Origin of the sequence: Streptomyces sp. NBC_01283 (assembly GCF_041435335.1) — a bacterium.
Classification (GTDB): Bacteria; Actinomycetota; Actinomycetes; order Streptomycetales; family Streptomycetaceae; genus Streptomyces.
This window is the reverse complement of the sequence record NZ_CP108430.1, coordinates 7,144,058-7,166,323: the sequence shown is the minus strand read 5'-3', so window position 1 is coordinate 7,166,323 and position 22,266 is coordinate 7,144,058. Positions and strand designations below refer to the sequence as shown.

At 71.3% G+C, this 22,266-nt stretch carries 17 protein-coding genes and 1 pseudogene; 8 read left to right on the top strand and 10 right to left on the bottom strand.

Annotated features, from left to right (window positions below):
- The first annotated feature begins 296 nt into the window (after positions 1-296).
- Entirely contained in the window at positions 297-1,286 is a 990-nt protein-coding gene (locus OG302_RS32480) for a transporter substrate-binding domain-containing protein (protein WP_371530015.1), read from the top strand.
- 58 nt (positions 1,287-1,344) lie between these two features.
- Here the strand turns inward: OG302_RS32480 and OG302_RS32475 are convergent, their stop codons facing one another.
- Entirely contained in the window at positions 1,345-2,634 is a 1,290-nt protein-coding gene (locus OG302_RS32475; protein ID WP_371530014.1) for a DUF5685 family protein, read from the bottom strand.
- Positions 2,635-2,923: 289 nt separating this feature from the next.
- Between OG302_RS32475 and OG302_RS32470 the strand changes: the two genes are divergently transcribed.
- Positions 2,924-3,367: a cell division protein SepF gene (locus tag OG302_RS32470; RefSeq protein ID WP_361833924.1), complete on the top strand. Its 444-nt coding sequence runs from the start codon at positions 2,924-2,926 to the stop codon at positions 3,365-3,367.
- Between the two features lie 13 nt (positions 3,368-3,380).
- Here the strand turns inward: OG302_RS32470 and OG302_RS32465 are convergent, their stop codons facing one another.
- On the bottom strand, positions 3,381-4,577 hold the full coding sequence (locus tag OG302_RS32465; RefSeq protein ID WP_371530013.1) for an acyl-CoA dehydrogenase family protein: 1,197 nt from the start codon (positions 4,575-4,577) through the stop codon (positions 3,381-3,383).
- A gap of 119 nt (positions 4,578-4,696) precedes the next feature.
- On the bottom strand, positions 4,697-6,328 hold the full coding sequence (locus OG302_RS32460; RefSeq protein ID WP_371530012.1) for an MFS transporter: 1,632 nt from the start codon (positions 6,326-6,328) through the stop codon (positions 4,697-4,699).
- A 230-nt stretch (positions 6,329-6,558) separates the two neighbouring features.
- Between OG302_RS32460 and OG302_RS32455 the strand changes: the two genes are divergently transcribed.
- Together OG302_RS32455 and OG302_RS32450 are read left to right on the top strand one after the other, a co-directional pair.
- Positions 6,559-7,719: a glycosyltransferase family 39 protein gene (locus OG302_RS32455; protein WP_371530011.1), complete on the top strand. Its 1,161-nt coding sequence runs from the start codon at positions 6,559-6,561 to the stop codon at positions 7,717-7,719.
- A gap of 236 nt (positions 7,720-7,955) precedes the next feature.
- The gene (locus OG302_RS32450; protein ID WP_371530010.1) at positions 7,956-8,969 is read left to right on the top strand and encodes a phosphatase PAP2 family protein; all 1,014 of its coding nucleotides are present in this window, start codon (positions 7,956-7,958) and stop codon (positions 8,967-8,969) included.
- A gap of 139 nt (positions 8,970-9,108) precedes the next feature.
- Here OG302_RS32450 and OG302_RS32445 read toward each other — a convergent pair whose 3' ends face one another.
- Complete coding sequence (locus OG302_RS32445; RefSeq protein WP_361833918.1) at positions 9,109-9,324, bottom strand: I78 family peptidase inhibitor; 216 nt, start codon at positions 9,322-9,324, stop codon at positions 9,109-9,111.
- 53 nt (positions 9,325-9,377) lie between these two features.
- On the opposite strand from OG302_RS32445, the pseudogene ctaD reads away from it, so the two are divergent.
- Positions 9,378-11,267, top strand: a pseudogene (gene ctaD, locus OG302_RS32440) (cytochrome c oxidase subunit I); the annotation flags it as partial.
- Between the two features lie 46 nt (positions 11,268-11,313).
- Here ctaD and OG302_RS32435 read toward each other — a convergent pair.
- The 5 genes from OG302_RS32435 to OG302_RS32415 all read right to left on the bottom strand — a co-directional run bounded on the left by OG302_RS32435 (position 11,314) and on the right by OG302_RS32415 (position 16,548).
- Positions 11,314-12,384, bottom strand: a complete 1,071-nt coding sequence (locus OG302_RS32435; RefSeq protein ID WP_371530009.1) for a helix-turn-helix transcriptional regulator — start codon at positions 12,382-12,384, stop codon at positions 11,314-11,316.
- A gap of 82 nt (positions 12,385-12,466) precedes the next feature.
- Positions 12,467-13,342: a hypothetical protein gene (locus OG302_RS32430; RefSeq protein ID WP_371530008.1), complete on the bottom strand. Its 876-nt coding sequence runs from the start codon at positions 13,340-13,342 to the stop codon at positions 12,467-12,469.
- A complete protein-coding gene (locus tag OG302_RS32425) occupies positions 13,339-14,619 on the bottom strand; it encodes a glycosyltransferase family 4 protein (RefSeq protein ID WP_371530007.1) in 1,281 nt (426 codons plus the stop codon). The genes OG302_RS32430 and OG302_RS32425 overlap by 4 nt, the downstream gene beginning before the upstream one ends.
- Positions 14,620-14,783: 164 nt before the next feature.
- Complete coding sequence (locus OG302_RS32420; RefSeq protein ID WP_371530006.1) at positions 14,784-16,064, bottom strand: ABC transporter substrate-binding protein; 1,281 nt, start codon at positions 16,062-16,064, stop codon at positions 14,784-14,786.
- Positions 16,039-16,548 carry a hypothetical protein gene (locus OG302_RS32415; protein ID WP_371530005.1) on the bottom strand — a complete coding sequence of 170 codons (510 nt, stop codon included), beginning with the start codon at positions 16,546-16,548 and terminating at the stop codon, positions 16,039-16,041. The genes OG302_RS32420 and OG302_RS32415 overlap by 26 nt, the downstream gene beginning before the upstream one ends.
- A gap of 201 nt (positions 16,549-16,749) precedes the next feature.
- On the opposite strand from OG302_RS32415, the gene OG302_RS32410 reads away from it, so the two are divergent.
- The 3 genes from OG302_RS32410 to OG302_RS32400 are packed head-to-tail and all read left to right on the top strand — an operon-like array spanning position 16,750 to position 21,228.
- The gene (locus OG302_RS32410) at positions 16,750-17,262 is read left to right on the top strand and encodes a hypothetical protein (protein ID WP_371750302.1); all 513 of its coding nucleotides are present in this window, start codon (positions 16,750-16,752) and stop codon (positions 17,260-17,262) included.
- A 4-nt stretch (positions 17,263-17,266) separates the two neighbouring features.
- Positions 17,267-20,530: an ATP-binding cassette domain-containing protein gene (locus tag OG302_RS32405; RefSeq protein ID WP_371530004.1), complete on the top strand. Its 3,264-nt coding sequence runs from the start codon at positions 17,267-17,269 to the stop codon at positions 20,528-20,530.
- Positions 20,527-21,228, top strand: a complete 702-nt coding sequence (locus OG302_RS32400; RefSeq protein WP_371530003.1) for an ATP-binding cassette domain-containing protein — start codon at positions 20,527-20,529, stop codon at positions 21,226-21,228. Before OG302_RS32405 ends, OG302_RS32400 begins: the two co-directional genes overlap by 4 nt.
- On the opposite strand, the gene OG302_RS32395 is transcribed toward OG302_RS32400, so the two are convergent.
- A complete protein-coding gene (locus OG302_RS32395) occupies positions 21,203-22,147 on the bottom strand; it encodes a transglycosylase family protein (RefSeq protein WP_371530002.1) in 945 nt (314 codons plus the stop codon). The genes OG302_RS32400 and OG302_RS32395 overlap by 26 nt on opposite strands.
- Positions 22,148-22,266: the final 119 nt, after the last annotated feature.

The window sequence follows — 22,266 nt, the reverse complement described above, 5'->3', positions numbered from 1 at the left end:
GCAGCAGTGGCTGGTCACGCGCTCCCACATCGACTTCGGTCGAGTGTGGTCGGCGTCGTGTTCGACGACTCTCTGAGCCGACCCCCTGCGCGCTGAGCCCTTTTCCCTTCCGGGTCTCTTCGGCCTCGCATCTCCCGTGCGCCGCGTCTCCTCTGCGCCGCATCTCCCGTGCGTCCGTGCGCCATTGACCTCGCCTTCACACGCGTACTCCGCCGCCGCACCGCTCTGAGCGGCGGCACCCCTCCCTCGTACGTCCGCTCCGCCCTGCCCTGCTGCCCGATGGAGATAGTCACGCCATGAGCAAGTCCCCGCATTCCCGTCGTAGCCAGACGGCTCGTATCCAGACGGCTCGTGTCCAGGCGGCCTTCGCCCTGATCACCGCCGCCACGCTCACGCTCACCGCCTGCGGCTCCGGAGGCTCCGCCGACACCACGGGCGGCGCGGCGCCCGCGGGCAGGAGCGACAAGATCCCCACCCAGGATGTGGTCTCCGCGGTCAAGAAGGACGCGGCGGCAGCGAAACTCCTGCCGGCGGACGTACGCGAGCGGGGCACCCTCAGTCTCGCGACGGCCGTAGGCGGCAGCCCGCCCGGCAACACCTATCTGGAGGACGGCAGAACGATCGTCGGCCAGGACGCCGACTTCGCGGAGGCCGTCGCCAAGGCGCTCGGCCTGAAGCTGAAGCGCGAGGCCGCGAGCTTCGAGGCGATCCTGCCCGCCCTGGACAGCGGGAAGTACGACCTGGGCACCGGAAACTTCGGGGTGACCGAGGAACGGCGCAAGACCATCGACTTCGTCACCTACATCAACGACGGCCAGGGCTTCGCCGTGCGCGACGACAGCGAGCTGAAGAAGGTCACCGACTTCAAGCAGCTGTGTGGTCTGAACGTGGCGACCGGCGCGGGCACCACCTTCGAGGTCACCCTTGAGGACAACAAGCACGTGTGCGAGGACGCGGGCAAGAAGCCGTACAGCGTGAAGACGTACGCCGAGCAGGGCGCGATCTGGGGCTCGCTCCAGCAGGGCCGCAGCGATGCGGTGATGTCCACGATCAACGGCCTGCGCTACGCGGTCGCCCACCAGGAGGGCCTGAAGTTCCTCGGCGAGTACCACCGGCTCGACGTCGGCTTCGCCTTCAAGAAGGGCACGAAGCTGGCGTCCGCCTTTCAGGCCGCGGTGAACCGGCTGATCGAGGACGGGACGTACGACCGCATCCTGAAGAAGTGGGGCACCCAGGACTCGGCGATCGGGACGTCGCGGATCTCACCGCCGGAGATCAAGGACTGATGGCCCGTCAGAGGCCTTCCGTGCCTCCGCAGGGCCCTCTCACCCCTTAGATGCTCTCTTAGATCCCGCAGTCACAGCACTGGCAGCACTCACAGATGCCGCAGCACCCGCAGTCGCCGCAGTTGTTGCAGCAGCCCTCCCGCTTCTTGCGGGACCAGGGACCCTCGTAGGAATCGGCGCAGCAGACCTTGCAGGTGCAGCAGAGCCCGATGGCGACCGCGCACCCCGCCCAGAAGCCCCGCTTGCCCGGCTTCGGCGGCTGCGGCTCGGACCCGGGCCCGCCCCCGAAGCCACCGGGGCCGCCGGGGCCGCCGGGCCCGCCGGGACCCACGGGCCCGCCGGGCGCCCCGCCTCCGTACGGATTGCCACCTCCGTACGGGGACTGCGGGCCGTACGGACCGCTGGAGGGAGGTCCGTACGGCCCGCCCTGCCCCGGCGGCGGTCCGAACGTGCCGCCCTGATGGGCCGTCACCTCATGTGTGTGCCCGCACGCGTCGGTGCCGAAGGCGCGGTCCACCGAACGCCCCAGCTCGTGCGCGAGCAGCACATGGGCGAGCTTGCCGTCGGTGAATTCGGCGTCGCGCAGTGCCAGGCGAATGCCGTGCAGCGCGTCGTCGGCCAGGCGCCGGGCCTCGGCGAGGCCGGTGCCCGTGGCCGTCAGCGGGTTCCAGGCACCCGACGCGGCGTCAGCTTCCTTGTCCTCCACGGCATCCAGGAGGTGCGCGAGCCTGCCGAAGAGCCGCCCGGCCTCGGCGAGCGGCTCGGCGTTGCCCGGCCTGCCCGCGATGACGGCGGTGTGCGCGAAGGCCGCGGCGGTCGCGGTCTCGGTCGGCTCGGTGACCGTGAGCAGGGAGGTACCGGGGCCCGCCAAGCCCTCGATGCCGACCTGCCGTTCGACGGCGTCGAGCAGGACCGCCGTGTCGAATCCCACATCGGCGCCGGTGCGGGCGCCCGCCCGGTCCCAGCTCCGTGCCACCTTGCGGGCGGCGGCAGCCACCGGCCTGCGGGCCAAGAGACCGTCCCCGTCGACGACGTGGTCGCGCACCTTCGCCGACGCGAGCACCAGCGAGACCGCGGCGGCGAGCCGTGCGCCCTCGCCCTGCGCGACGGAAGCGGTGCGCATGCCGCGCAGCGGACAGGGGCCCGCGGTGCGGCGCCAGCCGGTGGACTTCTGGGCCTGAGCCTCCGTCAGAACCGAGATGATCAGGCCGTCGTAGTTGGTCACGACGCGGGCGAACTGCCCGTGATCACTGCGCAGCGCGAGACAGAGGCCGCAGAGGTGCGCCATCCATTGTGTTTTCAGCCCCTCGCCCAGACGATGACTGCAGGGCCTGACGATTCCGAACATGCGACTCCCCCGTGAGCCTGTTTTCGATCAACTGGGGCATCGTATCGAGGGGTCCGTTCACCCGGACGCACCGGTCGTCACCCATACGCCGTGAAGGATCATATTTCACTCACTGTCAGCAGCCGTACACAGCAGGACCCTTGGGGAATCACGCGTAACGGCGTGTTGACTCTGCACCAGTACCGTCACGAAAACCCCGCGCGGCGACTATCCACTTGGCGCACTATCCGCATCATGGACGAACATGGGGATGCGGAACGCAGAAAGCCCGCTGTGAGAGGAGGCGTCCATGGGATCGGTGCGCAAGGCGAGTGCCTGGCTTGGCCTCGTCGACGACAACAACAATGACGAGCGTTACTACGACGGCTACGACGACGACGGGGCCGAGGGTCCCGGCGAAGCCTGGGTGACCGACCCGCGGGTGCGGGTGGTCGCCGAGGCCGCCGAAGAGGAAGGGCGCCGGATCGGGACCGTGACCCCGGACAGTTTCCGGGACGCGCGCGGCATCGGCGAGCTCTTCCGGGACGGCGTCCCGGTCATCATCAACCTCACGTCGATGGAGCCCGGCGACGCCAAGCGCGTCGTGGACTTCGCGGCGGGCCTGACGTTCGGTCTGCGCGGCTCCATCGAGCGCGTGGCGACGCGGGTGTTCCTGCTCACCCCCGCCGACACGCACATCGTCAACGGGGAGGCGACGAGCCGTCCGGCGGACGGTTTCTTCAACCAGAGCTAGCGGGCAGGGCCGCTCACCGGAAGGCGTCAAGGCCGGTGAGCGCCTTGCCCAACACGAGCTGATGCATCTCGACGGTGCCCTCATAGGTGAGCACCGATTCGAGGTTCGTCGCATGCCGCATGACGGGGTACTCCAGCGAGATCCCGTTCGCGCCCAGGATCGTCCGGGACGTGCGGCAGATCTCGATCGCTTCTCGTACGTTGTTGAGCTTGCCGAAGCTGACCTGTTCGGGGCGGAGCCTGCCCGCGTCCAGGCGCCGGCCGAGGTGGTGCGCGAGCAGGATGCCCTTGTGCAGCTCGACCGCCATGTCGGCGAGCTTGGCCTGGGTGAGCTGGAAGCCGCCGATGGGCCTGCCGAACTGCTCGCGGGTCTTGGAGTACTCGACGGCCGCCTCGAAGGAGGAGCGGGCCGCGCCCATGGCTCCCCAGACGATGCCGTAGCGCGCGTGGGAGAGACAGCTCAGCGGGCCCTTGAGCCCGGTGACCTCGGGAAGCACGGCGTCGGCGGGCAGCCGCACCTCGTCCAACACCAGCTCACTGGTGACGCTCGCGCGCAGCGACCACTTGTGCTTGATCTCGGGCGCCGAGAAGCCGGGGGCCTCGGTGGGGACGACGAAGCCCCTGATCCCGTCGTCGGTGTGGGCCCAGACCACGGCGACCCCGGCCACCGATCCGTTGGTGATCCACATCTTGCGTCCGGTGAGCACCCAGTCGGTGCCGTCCTTCTTGGCGAAGGTGCGCATGGACGCCGGGTCGGAGCCGTGGTCGGGCTCGGTCAGGCCGAAGCAGCCGATGATCTCGCCCGCGGCCATGCCGGGCAGCCAGCGCTGCTTCTGCTCCTCGGAGCCGAAGCGGTGGATGGCGTACATGGCGAGGGAGCCCTGCACGGAGACGAGCGAGCGGATGCCGGAGTCGGCGGCCTCCAGCTCCAGGCAGGCGAGCCCGTACTGGACGGAGCTCGCCCCGGCGCAGCCGTAGCCCTCCAGGGACATGCCGAGCGCGCCGATCGAGCCGAGCTCGCGGGCGAGATCGCGGATGCCGGGCAGCTCGCCCTTCTCGTACCAGTCGGCGATGTGCGGCAGGACGCGGTCGGCCGCCCAGCTGCGGACGGTCTCCCGGATCGCGAGATCCTCCGGCTCCAGGAGGTCGTCGATGCCGAGGGGGTCGGCGGGGTCGAAGGGCGGCAGAGGGATGCGGGCGCTTGCGGACATGCGGGCCTCCGGCGACACGAAAACTAGCAGTGGTAGTTAGCTACGGCTCGGCTGACGTTACGACGCAGCATCCCGCACGTCCAGAGCGGCCCGCCCCGGCTGTCGCGCCGGGGTTCGGTTCAGCGGACGGACTCCGCGGGGACTCCCGCCTCGCCCCGGGGCGCCGGTACCCCCTGCTCCCGCTCGGGCAGCGCCGCAGGCGTCCCGCACTCCATGGTCCGCGGCAGCTTCAGCGCCATCAGGGCGCCGAGCAGCAGCAGCCCCGCACTGACCAGCAAGGTCACATGCAGTCCGTGCACGAAGGACTCGCGGGCGGCGTTGCGCAGGGCCTCGCCCGCCCCGCCGCCGAGCCCCGAAGCGACTTCGTACGCCTCGCCGAGCGAGTGGCTCGCGGCGGCGCTCTCCTTGGCGGGCACGCCCCGCACGGAGGAGAGGCCCGGCGCGTACGCCGCGTTCATGACGCTGCCGAGCAGCGCGATGCCGATGCCGGCACCCAGCTGGTACGAGGTCTCGCCGATCGCGGCGGCGCCGCCCGCCTGCGCCTGGGGCGCCTCGCTGAGCATCGACTCGTAGGACCCGAAGAGCGTGGTCTGCAGGCCGAGGCCCAGCAGCACGAAGCTGGTCATCATCAGCGGGTCGTTCAGCTGGTCGCCCATGCCGGTGAGGATCACCACGGCCACCGCCGTGAGGGTGAAGCCGGAGGCGACCATCGCGCGCGGGCCGAAGCGGTGCAGGAGCTTCGATCCGGCGAGGCCCGCGGCCATCGCGGCGACGGTGAGCGGCACCAGCCGCATGCCGGTCTCCAGCGGGGAGAGGCCGAGCACCAGCTGCAGATACTGCGCGGCGACCAGTTCCAGGCCGACCAGGGCGAGCATCGCGAGCACGATGCAGCCCAGCGAGGTGCTGAACGCGGGCCGCGCGAACATCGACAGGTCTATGAGCGGGTGCTTGCGCCGCCGCTGCCTGCGGACGAAGCCGACCAGGAGGGCCGCGCCCAGGAAGAACGAGAGGAGGGTCGTCATGCCGAACGGTGACTCGCCGCCGCCCGCCCGCTTCACCGCGAACACGAGGCCGAAGAGGCCGCCCGCGGCCATCAGCGCGCCGACCACGTCCCACGGCCCGTCGCGGTCGCCCGTCGACTCGGGAAGCAGCAGACGCCCGATGGGCAGGCTGACCAGCATCAGCGGGATGTTTATGAGGAAGACCGAGCCCCACCAGAAGTGCTCAAGGAGGAACCCCCCGAGCAGCGGCCCGCCCGCGGCGCCGATACCGGCCACCGCGCTCCACACGCCGATGGCGACGGCGCGCTCCCGCCGGTCGGGGAAGACCTGGCGGAGGATCGAGAGCGTCGCGGGCATGATCATCGCGCCGCCGACGCCGAGCAGGGCGCGGGCAGCGATCAGGATCTGGGCGTTGTCCGCCATGGCGGCCACGGCCGATGCCACGCCGAAGAGGGCATAACCGAGGAGCAGCACGCGTCTGCGGCCCACCCGGTCACCGAGGGTGCCGAAGAGGATGAGCAGCGAGGCGCAGATCAGTGGATAGATGTCCACGATCCACAGCAGCTCGATGCCACCGGGCTTCAGGTCCTCGGTGACGGCGGGCACGGCGACGTGCAGAACGGTGGCGTCGACGGCGACGAGCAGCAGGCTCACGCAGAGAACGACGAGCACCAGCCAGCGGTTGGCGCCACCCTGCGACCCGGGTACCCGACGGCCGGAAGGGGCGGTGGCCGTGGTTGAACCCGACATGTGCGATACCTCCCAGTGATCCCTCGCATCGGCGGCCCCGCGGGACGTGATCTCCCAGCTGGCGGCAACGAAAGGCGAGTGAGCCGTCAGAGTACGCGAGTTCACGGCAGTGTCGCGTGGTGGACCTCTCACGGTTGCGCGCAGACGGTGTGGCGTACGCCACGCGGCACACTCCTGGACCACGCACCCGGGCGGGCGGCCGGTTCCCGCCTGCGCCGATAATCGAGCCCGTGACCGACCTGGACCAACGCCTGCCCCCGCCGTCGTACGGCGCCCGTGCGAGCGCCGCGCTGCGCCGTGCGGCGCCCGCACTCCTCGCCTATGCGGGGGTGCGCGCCCTGGGGGTCGTGGTCCTCGCCGCGTGGAGCGCGGCGGCGGGCAAGAGCCCGCACACCCTCCTCACCGCCCGCTGGGACTCCCTCTGGTACACCCGCGTCGCCGAGCACGGCTACGGCTGGGAGGTGACGCTCCCGGACGGCAGCGTCCACTCGAACCTCGCGTTCTTCCCGCTGCTGCCCTGGCTGGAACGTCTCGTCTCGGCGATCAGCCCGTTGTCGTACGCCGATGCCGGCCTGGTGGTGAGCTGGCTCGCCTCGCTCTGCGCCGCCGCGGGGATCTTCGCGATCGCCGACCATCTGTACGGACGCCGGGCCGGTGTCTGCGCGGTCGCGCTGTGGGCGGTCCTCCCCGTGGGGATCGTGCAGTCGATGGCGTACAGCGAGTCCCTCTTCACCGCGCTCGCGGCCTGGTCGCTGTACGCGGTGCTCACCGGCCGCTGGGTGTGGGCGGGCGTGCTCGCCTCCTGCGCGGGCCTGACCCGGCCGGTCGGTGCCGCGGTCGTCGCCGCGATCTGGGTGACGGCAGCCGTCCGCCTGCACCGGGAGCGCAGGCCCGACCCGCACATGATCCTCGGGGTGGTCCTCGCGCCGCTCGGCGCCGCGGGCTACGTCCTGTGGGTCGGCCACCGCACCGGCGACGGCCTCCTCGGCTATCTCGACGTCCAGGCGGGCTGGGGCAACGGCTTCGACTTCGGCTACGCCTTCGCCCGCTTCGTCGGCGACAAGTTCACCGGCTTCCCCGGAGCCCTCGCGGGAGTCGGCCTGATCCTCGGGGTCGCCCTGGTGGTCTGGCTGTACGTCATCGGCGTACGGAGGAAGCAGCCGCTGCCGCTCCTCGTCTACTGCGGGATCGTCGTGGCGCTCGCCCTGTGCGCCGCGGGCTATTTCGGCTCGAAGCCGCGCCTCCTGCTGCCCGCCTTCCCCTTGCTCCTGCCGCTCGCGGTGGCGCTCGCCCGGCTGCGTACGCCCAGGTCGGCGCTGGTCCTGGGGGGTGTGGCCGTGGCGAGCGCGGTGTACGGGGCGTTCTGGCTGAACGGCTCGGGTCCGCCATGATCATTTCCGGGGTCCCGGTGAGCGCACGGGAAATTCCGCACCAGCCCCCGGTGAACGAATTAATAAGGGCCATAAAACGGTCCCGCAAATGATCAACGAATTCGGTAATGGCCTCGTCTCGGAATAGGGAAACCTCAGGAATAAACTTCCGTCTGAGATCAATGCCACATCACATCGTCATCACAAAGCCACTGATTCGGCCTAGTCCCTCACTCACTCGCTGTAACGTCGATTGGGTGCGTACCGAACGAAACCTCACCCGTCTGGACCGGGTCTTCGCCCGTCTCGACCGGGAGCCGGAACGACCGGCCGGCCTCGATCTGCCGAGGATGAGCAGACACAGGATCGTGCTCTTCAGCGCGACCCTGGCCTTCTACCTCGCCATCGTGGTCGCCGTGCTGACCACGTCGTGGCTGGTGCGGTTCGACTGGCAGGTCATGTTCTTCCGGCCCTACCAGCAGTGGCCCGAGATCCACGCCTTCCTCGACTACTGGGTGGTCCTCGGCCAGCGCGGCCCGACCGCCGTGATGGTCGCGGCCTGGCTGGGCTGGCGCTCCTGGCGTCAGCACACCATCCGACCGCTCCTGACGTTCGGCGCCGCCCTGCTGCTGCTCAACGTCACGGTCGGCGCCGCCAAGCTCGGCATGGGCCGCCTCGGCCCGCACTACGCCACCACGATCGGCGCCAACGAGATGTGGCTCGGCGGCGATATATTTCCCTCCGGCCACACCGCCAACGCCGTCGTGACCTGGGGAATCCTGGCCTATATGGCCTCCACCCCGCGTACCCGCCGCTACCTCTCGGCGCTCTCCGCCGTGGTCTCCCTCAGCGTCGGCCTGACCACGGTGTACCTCGGCACGCACTGGCTGAGCGACGTCCTCCTCGGCTGGGCCGCGGGTCTGCTCGTCCTGCTCGCGCTGCCCTGGGTGGAGCCGCTGCTCACCCGGGTCGAGGGCTGGATCTTCAGCCTGCGGGACCTGTGGCGCGCCCGCCGCGCCGGTCTCACGGCCCCGGTCGCCCCGGCCCCCGCGAGGGTGCCGCAGCCCGCGACCGCCCCGCCCGGCGAGCCCCCGCTCCGCGAGCCGGTCGGCGCCGCCCGCCCGGCCCGCGCCCCGGCCTACCTCGCGCCGGGACCGCACACACCGCGCTCCGAGCGCAGCCCGGTCACTCCGGCAGGCAGCCGCCGCCCGCCGCACTCCGAGCGGGCCTCACGCGCCGCCACGTCGCCCCGCCCGGTGGCGGGCGGCTAGCCCCGAAGACAGCGGGGGCCGGTACGCACAACCCATCCCCCGCATCGCGAAGGCCCCGGTTCCGTCCAGGAACCGGGGCCTTTCGCCGTGCCGTGGCCGCCGTGCCGTGGTCATACGCCGCCGGGGCCGACCGGAGTCATCAGCCCTTCCAGCAGCGGATCACGACGCCTTCCTTGACCTCGAAGTTGAGCCGCCCCGCGAGGTACTCCATGGTGATGATCGCGCCCGGCGGCAGCGACCTGACGGTGGACCAGCCGCGCTCGCGGGCCTGCCGCTCGGCGCCCTCGGCCGCGAGGCCGACGTAGGCGTCGAAGCTGTCCTGGGGTTCGGCGGGAGGGGTCGGTATAGGTGCCATGCCCGCCACGTTAGGCGGCCCGGCCGGGCCGGGGAAGGCCGTAGCCGGACACCATGCGTCACCGGTCCCCCTCCGGTCACGCTTTTGTCACAGGATCACGACGCCCGTTTCGCCTTAACTCCGTCACACGTACGGGCGGTTCCGGAGTTGTTCCGACACCATTCCTGGATTTCCCGCGAGCTCCCCGAGAGCGCTCCGATACCACCGGAATAGCGCGGCGGACAGACCGCGGAGTTGCCTTTACACACCCTCCCCACTTCCGAATCCGGGGCACCCGGCGAGAGGTGACGACACATAGGGAATTCAGGGTTCCAGCACAGCGGGCCGGTACGCCCCCTGTCGGATCCGGGTGGGACGCGAGCATCATGGCGGGTGCTTCGTGCAGGGCCAGCGGCGCAACGGCGAAGGGGCGAGCGATGGGGACTGAGACCGCAACCGCGGCAGCACCGCCGGTCCGGCAGAAGAGTCCGGGCCGGGTCCTCGTGGACTGGCTGACCACCACCGACCACAAGAAGATCGGTCACCTGTACCTGATCACGTCGTTCGTGTTCTTCCTCATCGCGGGCCTCCTTGCCCTGATGATGCGCGCCGAGCTCGCCCGTCCCGGGCTGCAGCTCATGTCGAACAACGAGTTCAACCAGATGTTCACCATGCACGGAACGATCATGCTGCTGCTCTTCGCGACGCCGACCTTCGCCGGCTTCGCCAACGAGATCATGCCGCTGCAGATCGGCGCCCCGGACGTGGCCTTCCCGCGGCTCAACATGCTGTCGTACTGGCTGTTCCTCTTCGGCGGCCTGATGGTGCTCGGCTCGTTCCTGGTGCCCGGGGGCCCCGCCAACTTCGGCTGGTTCGCCTACGCGCCGCTCAACAGCATGGAGCGGTCGCCGGGGATCGGCGCCGACCTGTGGATCATGGGGCTCGCGCTCTCCGGGTTCGGCACGATCCTGGGCTCGGTGAACTTCCTGACGACCGTCATCGGGATGCGGGCGCCGGGGATGACGATGTTCCGGATGCCCGTCTTCACCTGGAACGTCCTGTTCACCTCGATCCTGGTGCTCCTCGCGTTCCCCGTGCTCGCGGCCGCGCTGCTCGTCCTGGAGGCGGACCGGCGCTTCGGCTCCATGGTGTTCGCCCCGGAGAACGGCGGTGCGCTGCTGTGGCAGCACCTCTTCTGGTTCTTCGGGCATCCCGAGGTCTACATCATCGCGCTGCCGTTCTTCGGGATCATCTCCGAGATCATCCCGGTGTTCAGCAGGAAGCCGATCTTCGGCTATCTGCCCCTGATCGGCGCGACGATGGCCATCACCGGGCTCTCCGTCGTCGTGTGGGCGCACCACATGTTCGCGACGGGCGCGGTGCTTCTGCCCTTCTTCTCCTTCATGTCCTTCCTCATCGCGATCCCCACGGGCGTGAAGTTCTTCAACTGGACGGGGACGATGCTCAAGGGCTCGCTGTCGTTCGAGACACCGATGCTGTGGGCGATCGGCTTCCTGGTGAGCTTCCTCTTCGGCGGGCTCACCGGCGTCATCCTGGCCTCGCCGCCCCTCGACTTCCACGTCACCGACTCGTACTTCGTCGTGGCCCACTTCCACTACGTCGTGTTCGGCACCGTCGTCTTCGCGACCTTCGGCGGCTTCTACTTCTGGTGGCCCAAGTTCACCGGGAAGATGCTCGACGAGACGCTCGGCAAGATCCACTTCTGGACGCTCTTCGTCGGCTTCCACGTGACGTTCCTCGTCCAGCACTGGCTGGGCGCGGAGGGCATGCCACGGCGGTACGCGGACTATCTCGCGACGGACGGCTTCACCGCGCTCAACACCATCTCGTCCATGGGGGCGTTCCTGCTCGGCATGTCCACGCTGCCGTTCCTCTACAACGTCTGGAGGACCGCCAAGTACGGCAAGAAGGTCGACGTCGACGATCCCTGGGGCTTCGGCCGTTCCCTGGAGTGGGCCACCGCCTGCCCGGCGCCGCGCCACAACTTCGTCACGCTGCCCCGGATCCGCTCCGAGTCCCCGGCGTTCGATCTGCACCATCCGCGGTACGCGGCGTTCCAGCCGCCGGAGGAACAGCACCCGGATCCGCAGACCGAACACCCCGGTCCAGGGCCCGGCTGAGCAGGTCCCGCGCCTCGCCGATCCGTTCGGTGAAGTCCGCCGGTTCGACGACCTCGAACTCGAAGCCCATCAGGAGCACGTGGATCACCATGACGTCCAGGCTCAGGGCGCCCGTGCGGAGCAGACAGCTGCGTTCGGTCTCGGCCTCCAGCGTGCCGTCCGACGGCGTGATCCGCTGGGCCGCCTCCTCCAGGGGCACCAGGAGCCGGAGCACCGCCTGTGCGGCGTACGCGCGCGTGGAGACGCCCTTGGAGACGTACGCGGCGAGGTCGTCGGCGGGTGGGGTGCGTGGCTCGAAGCGCGGGCCGTGCGGCGGCCTCGGGGCGATGCGGTCCACGCGGAACGTGCGCCAGTCGTCGCGGTCGACGTCCCAGGCGACCAGGTACCAGCGGCGCTCGGTGCAGACGATGCGGTGCGGTTCGACGGTGCGGCGGGTCGAACTGCCGCCGTGGTCGCGGTAGTCGAAGCGCAGCCGCTCCGCGTCCCGGCAGGCGTGGGCGAGTTCGGTCAGGACCGAGGGGTCGACGGCCTGCTGCCGCGGGGTCCTGAGCATCGGCACCGTGAACGCCGTCAGGGCGCCCACCCTGCGCCGCAGTCTGTTCGGCAGGACCTGCTCCAGCTTGGCCAGGGCGCGTACGGAGGTCTCGCCGATGCCCTCGATGCCCTGTCCGGCGGCGGTGCGCAGGCCGACGGCCACGGCGACCGCCTCGTCGTCGTCCAGGAGCAGCGGCGGCAGCTCCGCGCCCGCGCCCAGCTGGTAGCCGCCGCCCGTGCCGGGGCTCGCGTTGACGGGGTAGCCGAGCTCGCGGAGCCGGTCCACGTCACGGCGGACGGTGCGCGGGGTGACGCCGAGCCGGTCGGCCAGGTCCGCGCCCGACCAGTCGCGGTGGGCCTGGAGCAGCGAGAGCAGGCGGAGCAGGCGTGCGGAGGTCTCCAACATGGGGCTGATTGTGCCCGGCGTCGCGGACAGCCACGGTCCGCGATGCCGTCAGCTCTCCCTATGCGTCAGTCCTCGACATGCGTCAGTCCTCGACCGGCTCCGCCTCGCGGATCCGTACCGAGAGGTCGTTGTCGTTCGTGTAGTACGCCCCGGCCTCCAGCGGACCGTGCGCCGCGGTGTCGAGCCGGACCGCCGGGTAGGTGAAGATCTGCTTCTTGTCCGGGACGTCGTCCAGGAGCCGGGCGAGCCGGATCCGCGGCCCGCTCTCCCCCGCCGGGCGCAGCCAGAGGTCCCAGGGTCCCGGGCCGCCGGCCGCGAGCACGTCGCAGTGCAGGCCGAAGCTGAACTCCACGCCGTCGGCGTCCAGTTCGGAGCGCTCGATCCGGTCGGGCTCGGCGCGGCGGGACGCCTCGGCGTACGCGGCGCCGGTCAGCGCGGTGCCGTACACGCGGCCCTGCGCGGTCATCGCGGTCCCGGCGATCCGCAGCTCGCCGACCTCCGCGTGCGGGGCGCGCAGCCAGCTGCGTACGGAGAGGTTGCCCTGCTTGGTCGCGTACGGAATGCGGACGGCGATGTGGCCGCGGGCGCCGCTGGGGGCGCGGTCGACCAGTGAGCGCAGGTCGTTGACGCCGGGCGCGAGGCGGCGCGGGGTGCCGCCCCCGACCTCCGCGTAGGCGTTCCAGCGTCCCTCGGCCAACTCGACGCTGCTGGGCAGCGCGGCCCGCAGCCTGCCGTCGGCCGCCGGCGACAGCGGGAGCCGCACGTCCTCGTCGGTGGAGGCCGCGTCGCGGCGGCGCAGCAGCAGGTAGGCCGCACCCTTGCCACCGGGGTCGGTGACGTCGAAGGTGAGGCCTCCGGCGGAGTCGGCTATGCAGTCGGCGCGTGGTGCCGCCGCGACGCCCTGATCGGCACCGGTGCCGCAGGGCGATGAGGCGTCCGAGGTGGCCAAGGCCGTCATGCGGTGGATCCCTTCGTCTGTATGCCGCTGGTCGGTACCCCGTGTCCGATGTCCCGCACCGCGTACGCGCCGTTCAGGAGCGCGCCCCGGGTGCGGTGCAGTGAGCCGCGCATCCGGCCGCCGAAGGAGCTGCCGCGGTCCAGCATCCCGGTGAACATCGCGTCGTAGCGCTCGGCGATGCGGGCCGGGTCGAAACGCTCGGAGTCCTCCAGGGCGGCGTCCGCCATCTGCCGTCGCAACCCGTCGTCGTTGATCAGTTCGAGCAGTCCGCCCGCGATCGCGTCGGGGTTGCCGACCTCGACGAGGCGTCCGTCGACGCCGTTGTCGATGATCTCGCCGGGCCCGTGCGGGCAGTCGGTGGCGACGACGGGCAGGCCGCAGCGCATCGCCTCGACGATGGTCATGCCGAAGGACTCGAGACTGGAGGTGACGGCCGCGATGGAGCCCTTGGCCCACTCGGGCTCGATGGGGTGGGCGGGTCCCATCAGGAAGACGTGGTTGTAGAGGCCGAGTTCGTCGATCAGGGCGCGCAGCTTGTCCTTCTGCTTGCCGCCGCCGTAGATCCGAAGGCGCCAGTCGGGGCGCTCGGCGCGCACTTGGTCGAAGGCCCGTATCAGCAGGTCGTACCGCTTGACGGGGGCGAGCCGCCCCGCCGCGACGACCCACTTCTGGGAGCCGTCGGCGGGCTCGATGCCGGGCGCGGGCACGGGGTTGGGCACGGCCTGGACGTGGACGCCGGGCAGGCGCATCTTGCGGCGGTAGGCGCGGGCGTCGGCCTCGGTCGTCGTGGTCAGGACGTCGAGGCGGGGGTAGACGCTGCGGAGCTGACGGCGCAGTTCCTTGGAGTGGCTGTCCAGGGTGAGGTGCTCCTGGCCGACGCGCAGCGCGCCGCGCGCGGTCTCGCGGGCGAGGTGCACGTTCAGGCCGGGGCGCGTGCCGACCACCACGTCGGCGCTGACCGAGGAGAGGTGCTCGGCGATGCGCCGGTCGGTGAGGGCGCTGTACTGGTCGTAGCGGCCTTCCGCGCTGGGGAACGTCCGGGCGGGCCGCAGGGCGTCGGCGGCCTCACCCTCGTAGCCGGGGCTTTCCTTGCGCATGTCGACGAGGTGACTGAGCCGGACGCGGGAGTCGGGCGAGAACACGGGTTCGTCGCGGTGCCGGAAGACGGAGACGATCTCGACGTCGTGCTGCTCGGCGAGGGTGTTCGCCAAGTTGTACGTCGTCCGGATCGTCCCGCCGATGCCGTACGCGTTGTGAATAAGGAAAGAGATGTGCATGCGTCCCCGTATCCCACGCTTCCCCGCGGACAGTCCCTCTCGTCCGCCTACCGCAGGGTTAGACGGGGATTACGGACAGAGGGTTGGGTTTCATCATCATCTTGTTCCCGAACAGTTGTGCCATCGGTACCCGGTTTCGGGAACTTTCCTGCTAGGTACATGCATCATGGCTGGTAGGAGAGCTGCGGCACCTTGAAGCAGTTGTCGTTCATGTCCCCCTGTGTGACCCATCCCTCACCGTCCTTCCAGCGGGCCACCGACACACAGGTCCTACGGGTCCCGGGCGGCTCGGCCCGCTTCTCGTACGTCACCGGGAGCAGCAGGCCACGCGCCGTGTAGGACGTGCCGCGGTTCATGAAGCGGTCGACACATGCGCGGGTGACGTCACCCCGGCACGACTTCGCCGCGTCCGTGAACCACATGGCGGCGGCCCAGCCCTCCAGCTGCCACTGGGAGAGCTCCTTGCGGCCCTTCATGGCGGCACGGAACTCGCGTACGGCGGGCTGGTCCGTGTCCTCGTAGTTGCGGCTCGCGCCGGTGGCCCACAGGGCGTTGCGGCAGCGCGGCGCGTCCTTGTAGTCCTCGGGCACGGTGGACGTCCAGTTCTGGACGTTGGTGACCTTGGCGGTGACCCGCGCGCCCACGTCGTCCATCGCCTCGCAGAGCTGGGCGTTGCCGTGGGTGTCCATCGCGTCGAAGACCAGGTCGGCGCCCTGCTCCTTCAGGTCGGCCGCCGCCGCGCGGAAGTTGGGCAGCGCGAAGTCGACCTGCTCGGTGATCACCTTGTAGCCCTCGGCCTTCAGGCCCCGGGTGACGAGACGGGCGTACGCGGCGGACGCGGCCTGGTTGTAGGAGACGACGGCGGCGGTCCGTGCCCCCTGCTCCCGCTTGAAGTAGCGGTAGACCTCGGTCCCGCCGATCAGCTTGCCGTCCCAGCCGGGCTTCCCGTTCCGTGGGGCGAGGCTGCCGTAGATCCCGTACAGGTGCGGATAGGTGTCGTACGCGGAACCGATCGGCTGGCCCCCGACGTCGGGCACGCGGGCGCCCGAGACCCGGGAAGCCCCGGCGTAGTCGAGGGAGGAGGTCGCGACGAGCGCGACCACGCGCTCCTCCTCGATCAGCTTGTGCACGCACTCGTTGTTGCCGACGCCGCTGCCGCCGTCGTCGCACGTGCGCACCTCGACCTTGCGCCCGTCGATCCCGCCCCGCGCGTTCAGCCGCTCGAAGTACGCCTTGGCCCCGTCCCGCGGCCCGGTGAACGCGGAGCCGCCGACCGGGCTCGTCGCACTCGTGATGATGCCGACCCGGACCGGCGCCCGCGACGGGGCGGGCGCCGTGCTCCTGTTCTCGAAGTCGCTCTCGGGGAGCCGGCTGCCGCACCCGGCCACCGCCACCAGCAGCGCGGCTGCGGCCAGTGCCTCAGCAGCCCGGACCGGGCGACTCATTGCCGCTCAGCTTCACCAGGGCGCAGAGCGTCTTGACGGACACCTTCCAGGTGTCGTCCTGGTTGACGGAGGTGCCCGAGGCGTCGGGCAGCGCGGTGGCACCCTTCAGGGTCAGGGCGTACGTCACGTCCGCCCCGGTCGCCGAGCTGAACTCGACCTTGGTGACGTCGGCGCTGACCTGCTTGCCGCGCTTGTCGCCGCTGAAGCTCTCCAGGACGCCCCGCATCTTCGCCCCGTTCTCCAGGACGGCCTCCTTGTCCTTCACGGGGACGGCGGGATCGAAGAACTTCTCGAAGTTCTCCTTGACCTGCTTCTCGGCAGCCGCCGGATCGGCGGGCGCGTCCTCCGACGGAGCTTCGGAAGGGGTGTCCGGGGTCGACTTCTCCGCGGACGGCTTGGGCGGATCGCTGTCGCCGCCCCCACCGCTGTCGTCCCCGCATGCCACGGCGGCCGGGGCGACCAGCAGGACCGCGGCAGCCGCCATCGCCGCGCTCCGCACCCTTCCCCGCCTGAGATCGCTCCCCCGCTTGGGGCTGGTCCAGAGAACCATCTGGCTCACCACCGGGTATCGGTCCGGGCCATCGCGGCCCGGAGCTTTCAGGGTCAGCTTGCAGAAGGCATAGTGCAATCCATCGGCTGACATGGACAGCCCACCGACGCTACGAACGTGTCCCAGGGGGCGCAGATGCGGGCGGCTCAACCGGATCAGACAGCTCGTTCGGCCGGGCTCCGTGCCGTGCGCCCCGTCCTCTGGACGGCCTTCGCCGCCCTCGCCGCCGGTGCGGTCCTCTGCGTGATCGGCTGGTACGGAATGTCGGGCGAACGCTTCGCCGAGCGTCAGCTCCCGTATCTCGCGTCGTGCACGGTGCCGGGCGCGGCCCTGATCATCGCCGGCGCGGTGCTCCTCACTCACGGCAGGAGCACCCTGGCCACGGCGCGCGTCGAGGAGTTGTACGAGCTCCTGGTGGCGGCGGGCACGGCGCCCGCCACGACGGAGCGACCGGCCCCGGTGGCGACCAGCGGCGACCTCCTGATGATCCCCGGCGGGACGCTCTGGCACCGGGCCGACTGTCCCCTGGTGGCGGGCAAACCGGAGGCGGTCCCCGCGGACGCCCACATCCTCGCGACCGGCGATCTGAGCCCGTGCCCCATCTGCGAACCGCAGGCGACCCCCATCACCCCGTCACCGGAGCGATGACCCGGTGGCCTCCCTGAGCTACGACCTGACACTGGCCGGGCTCGCGGTCGGCAGCGCGGCGGCCCTCACCGGCATCGGCCTGATCGTCACGTACCGCGCGACCGGTGTCCTCAACTTCGCGCACGGCGCGATAGCGATGGTCTGCGCGTACGTCCTGCGCCAGCTGGCGGTGGAGTGGCACTGGCCCCTGCCGCTGGCCACGGCGGTCACGCTCCTGCTCGTCGCCCCGGCCATCGGCCTCCTCCTGGAGAAGGCGGTGTTCCGCCCCCTGTCGGTCCTGGGCAGCGACCCGGCCCAGACCTTGGTGGCGTCCATCGGCGTCTTCATCCTGCTGGTCGGCGGGGCCGCACTGATCTGGGGCCCGGGAGCGAAGGCGGACGCCCCCACCCTCGTGTCGGCGGACCCCTGGGCCCCGTTGGCGGTGACGGTCGCCCTCGCCGCGACGGTCTGGGCCGTGACCCGGTGGACCCGCTTCGGCGGCGAGCTGCGGGCCGTGGTCGACAACCGCCCCCTCGCGGTCCTCAGCGGTATCGACGCGGACCGGGTCGCCTCGGCGGGCTGGGCGTTCGGCGCGTTCACGGCGGGCCTCACCGGCACCCTGCTCGCCCCCTTCGTACGCCTGGACCCCTACGGCATGCCGCTGCTGGTCATGGAGGTGATGGCGGTCGCGGTGGCGGCCCGGATGCGCAGCCTGTTCGTCGCTATATCGGTGGCCCTCGGACTGGGCGTGGCCCAGAGCCAGCTGACCCGCCTGCATCCGTCCGGCTGGGCGGAACCGCTCCTCCAGTCCCTGGGCGCGAACCTCTTCGTGGTGGCCCTCCTCGTCGCGGCCCTCGCGCTGCCGGGCCTCGGCTCGCGGAACACGCTCCCGCGCACGGCGACTTCGCGCGTCCCGACGCCGCCGGGGGCGTGGATCGTGGCGGCGGTACTCTTCCTCATCCCGCTGGGCTTCGCGGGCTCGGACCTCACCACGTCCGTCCAGGTCCCGGCCCTGGCGGTGATCCTCCTCTCCCTGGTCATCGTCACCGGCCGAGGCGGCCAGATCTCCCTGGGCCAGGCGGCGTACGCGGGTCTGGGCGCCCTCTTCACCGCACTCCTGGCGGCGGGCCGCTTCCCGGGCCTGCCCCAACTCCCGCACCTGCCCGCCCTGGCCGTGGCCGTCCTCCTGGTGGCCCCCCTCGGTCTCCTCACCGGCTGGCCCGCGATCACCCGCCGGGGTCTCGCGCTCGCCCTTGCGACGTTCGCGGTGGGCGTCGGCGTCAGCCGCTTCGTCTTCGCCCAGCCGTACGCGACGTCGGGCCTCTCCCTGGACCGGCCGGCGGGATTCGACAGCGACCGCGCGTACTACGTCCTCGAACTGGTCCTGCTCGCCGGGGCGTTGCTCTTCGCACTCGGCATGCGGCGGGGCCGTACGGGGCGTGCGCTGGCCGCGATGCGGGACCACGAGGCGGGGGCGGCGGCCGCGGGCGTCCCCGTCCGCACCCTGAAGCTCACGGCCTTCGTGGCCGGTGCGGCGCTGGCCGCCCTGGGGGGCGGGATGCTGGGCATGGGTCTACGGGCCTTCGACCCCGCCGCGTACGACCCCGTGCGCGGGCTCCTCTGGTTCGCGGCGGTGGTGGTCCTCGGCGCGGACAGCCTGCTGGGGGCGCTGGTGGCGGCGGCGCTGCTTGTGGGCCTGGACGCGGGGGCCCGGGGCGGGGTGGCCGCCGCGGTGATCGGTGTCCTCGCGGTCCTGGTGGGCCGCATCCCGGCTACCGCCAACTGGAACCACCCCCGCCGCTCCTTGACCCCGTTGGCCACCCGAGCCGCCACAGCCCTGCTCCCCGCCCCCCGGGCCCTCCGCACCTCCACCTCCGCCTCCACGAACAACCTCTCCCACCCACCCACCCGATCACCCGGCAACATCCCCACCACGAACAAGCCCTCCCACCCACCCACCCGATTGCCCGGCAGCGGAGGGGCAGGTCCTGCCCGCTGGCTTGGTCGGCGGACGGGCCCTATCCGATGCCCAGGCAGCGGGCGAGCGAGTCCCATCCGACGGCTTCGTGGACGGGCAAGCCCCACCCAATCGCCCCGCAACGGACAGGCAGGCCCTATCCCAGGGCTTGGCCGGCGGACAGACCCCAGTCGAACGCCCGGCAGCAGGCAGGCAGGTGCCACCCGATGGCTTCGCTGGCGGCCAGGACCCAGCCGATCGCCCCTCAACCGACGGACGGGTTCCATCCAGCGGCTTCGTGGGCGAGCAAGCCCCACCCAACCGCCCCGCATCGGACGGGCAAATCCCGTCCCATGGCTTCGTCGGCGGGCGGGCCCCGGCCGATCGCCCCGCGACGGACAGGCGGGCGCCGTCCCGTGGTTCGGGCGGCGGGTGAGGTTCGTTTCGTTGCCCGGCAGCGGGCGGGGCCGTGACGGGGGGCGGGAAAGTGGCGCCGGGGTGCAGGCGTCGGGGCGGGACGATGGGGTGGTTCGGGAGGGTCGCTCGGAGCGTGGTTCGCGGCCCTTCGGGGGCGCGGCAGCCCCGCGGCCACCGGACCGTACCGAGGCGGGCCCGACCCCGAGCCGAGCCCGTCGCGACGTCCCGCTTCCCCTGACGGCTCACCACATCACCGCCGCCTACGACGGTTTCACGGCCCTCGACAGCGTCGACCTCTCCGTACCCCCGGGCCACATCACCGCCGTAGTAGGCCCCAACGGCGCGGGCAAAAGCACCCTCTTCCACTGCCTGGCCGGCACCCTCCGCCCCGAGACCGGCCGCATCACCCTCGATGGCCAGGACATCACCCGTACCCCCGCCCACGCCCGCACCCGCCTGGGCGTGGCCCGCACGTTCCAGCAACTGGCGGTGTTCCCGTCCCTGACCATCACGGAGAACGTCCGAGTGGGCGCGGACCAGACCGGCGGGCCCCGGAGCCCCCATGCCACCACCCAAGCGCTCCGCCTTCTCTCCCTCCACCACGACACCACCCGCCACCACCCCGCCGCGGACCTCCCCACCGGCACCCTCAGACGCGTAGAACTGGCCCGAGCCCTCGCAGGCCACCCCCACACGCTCCTCCTCGACGAACCGGCAGCGGGCCTGGACACCGCCGAAGTGGCCGCACTGGCCCGCGTCCTGCGCGCCCTGGCCGCCGACGGCATGGCCCTCCTGGTGGTCGAGCACGACATCGACCTGGTGGCCGATCTGGCCGACACCGTGCACGTCATGGCAGCAGGCCGCATCGTCACGTCGGGCCCGCCGGCCGAAGTCCTCCCCAGGGCTGCCCCATGAGGACCGGCATCGAACTCCGCGAGGCCCGCGTCCGCTACGGCCCCCTCGAAGCCCTGCACGGCGTGAGCATCGCCGCCCCCTCCCCGGGCCTCACCGTCCTCCTGGGCCGCAACGGCTCCGGCCGCACCACCGCGCTGCGCGCCCTGGCAGGCACGGTCCCCCTCACCACCGGCACCGTCACCTGGGACGGCACCGACATCACCCGGCTCACCGCTCACGCACGCGCCCGGCGCGGCCTGTGTTTCGTACCGGACGGGCAAGCGGTGTTCGGCCACCTCACCGTCGCCGAGAACCTCGGCCTCTCCGGCCCCGGCGGCAAGGCCGGCCTCACCCCGGCCCTGGCCGCGTACCCCGAGCTGCGCCCGCTCCTCCCCCGCCCCGCAGGCACCCTCTCCGGCGGCGAACAACGCATGCTCGCCCTCTCCCGCGCCCTCCTGGCCTCCGACGCCCGGGTGATCCTGATCGACGAGCCCACCCAGGGCATGTCCCCCGCCGTCGCGTCCCGGACGTACGACCTCCTCATCGCCCTGAGCACGCGCGGCCCGGACACCTGCGTCATGACGGCGGAACAACGACTGCCGCCCGGCCTGCGCGAACATGCGGGCCGGACGGCAGTGGTGGTGCACGAACTGCGCCGCGGCGCGGTCGTATTCAGCGGTGAGGCAACGGAACTCAGCCGCCCGAGGCCGTCGGCCTGACCGGCCCAGAGGCCTTGGCCGACTCGACAGGCTGAACAGGCTGAACTGGCGCAGCCGACGCGCCAGGCTCAACAGGCGCAGCCGACACCTCAGGCTTCACCGACTCCGCAGGCTTACCCGAGGCGCCAGGCTCAGCCGACTTCGACGGCTCAGAAGGCTTAGACGGCTTCGCGGGCTCAGCAGGCTTACCCGATTCCTGCGGCTTACCAGGCTTACCCGGCTTCCCCGGCTTCGACTGCTCAGCAGGCTTACCCGGCTTCGCAGGCTTCGGCTGCTCGGCAGGCTTGGCGGGCTTGGCGGGCTTGGCAGGCTTCGCCCCCACCAGCTCGGCCACCTTCGCCGCCTTCTTCGGGATGACCAGCTTCGTGCCGACGGCCAGCCGGTCGGGACGGCTCCCGACCTCCTTGCGGTTGGCTCGATACAGGGCTTGCCATCCGCCCTTCACGTCATAGCGGCGGGCGATGGAACTCAGCGTCTCCCCCGCCTTGACGACGTGCACGGCGCCCCAGCCCTCGCGGATCTCCCTGGGGATCTTCTTCGAGCACACGGGCCAGGCCTTCCAGCCCTGGACCCGCAGCACCTCCTTGGCGACCTTGATCTGCTCCGCCTTGGTGGCGAGGTCGGCGCGCCGCGCGTACTTGAGCCCGCCGAACTCCTCCCAGGTGGACTGCTTGAACTGCAGCCCTCCGTAGAAGCCGTTCCCCGTGTTCACGTGCCACCGGCCCGTGCTCTCGCACTCCGCGAGGCAGTTCCAGGGCCCCTCGGTGCGGGAGCAGTCGTACGCGGCGGCGGACCCCGGCCCCGGCAGGGGCCGTGGCGGCGTCGGAGCCGCGTGCGCGGACACGGGGAGCAGCAGCGAGGAGACGGCGGCGATGACCAGACCAGCGGGCCACGACGACCGGAGACTCTTGATCGGCATCGGATACATCCGCCCACGCTAGGCAGCGCCACCGCGGCGCGGAGCCGTGCCGCGCCGCCGCGGGCGCGGCCCCACCCGGTCGGGCGACCGGGCGGGACCGCGCCCCTGGACGGCCGGGG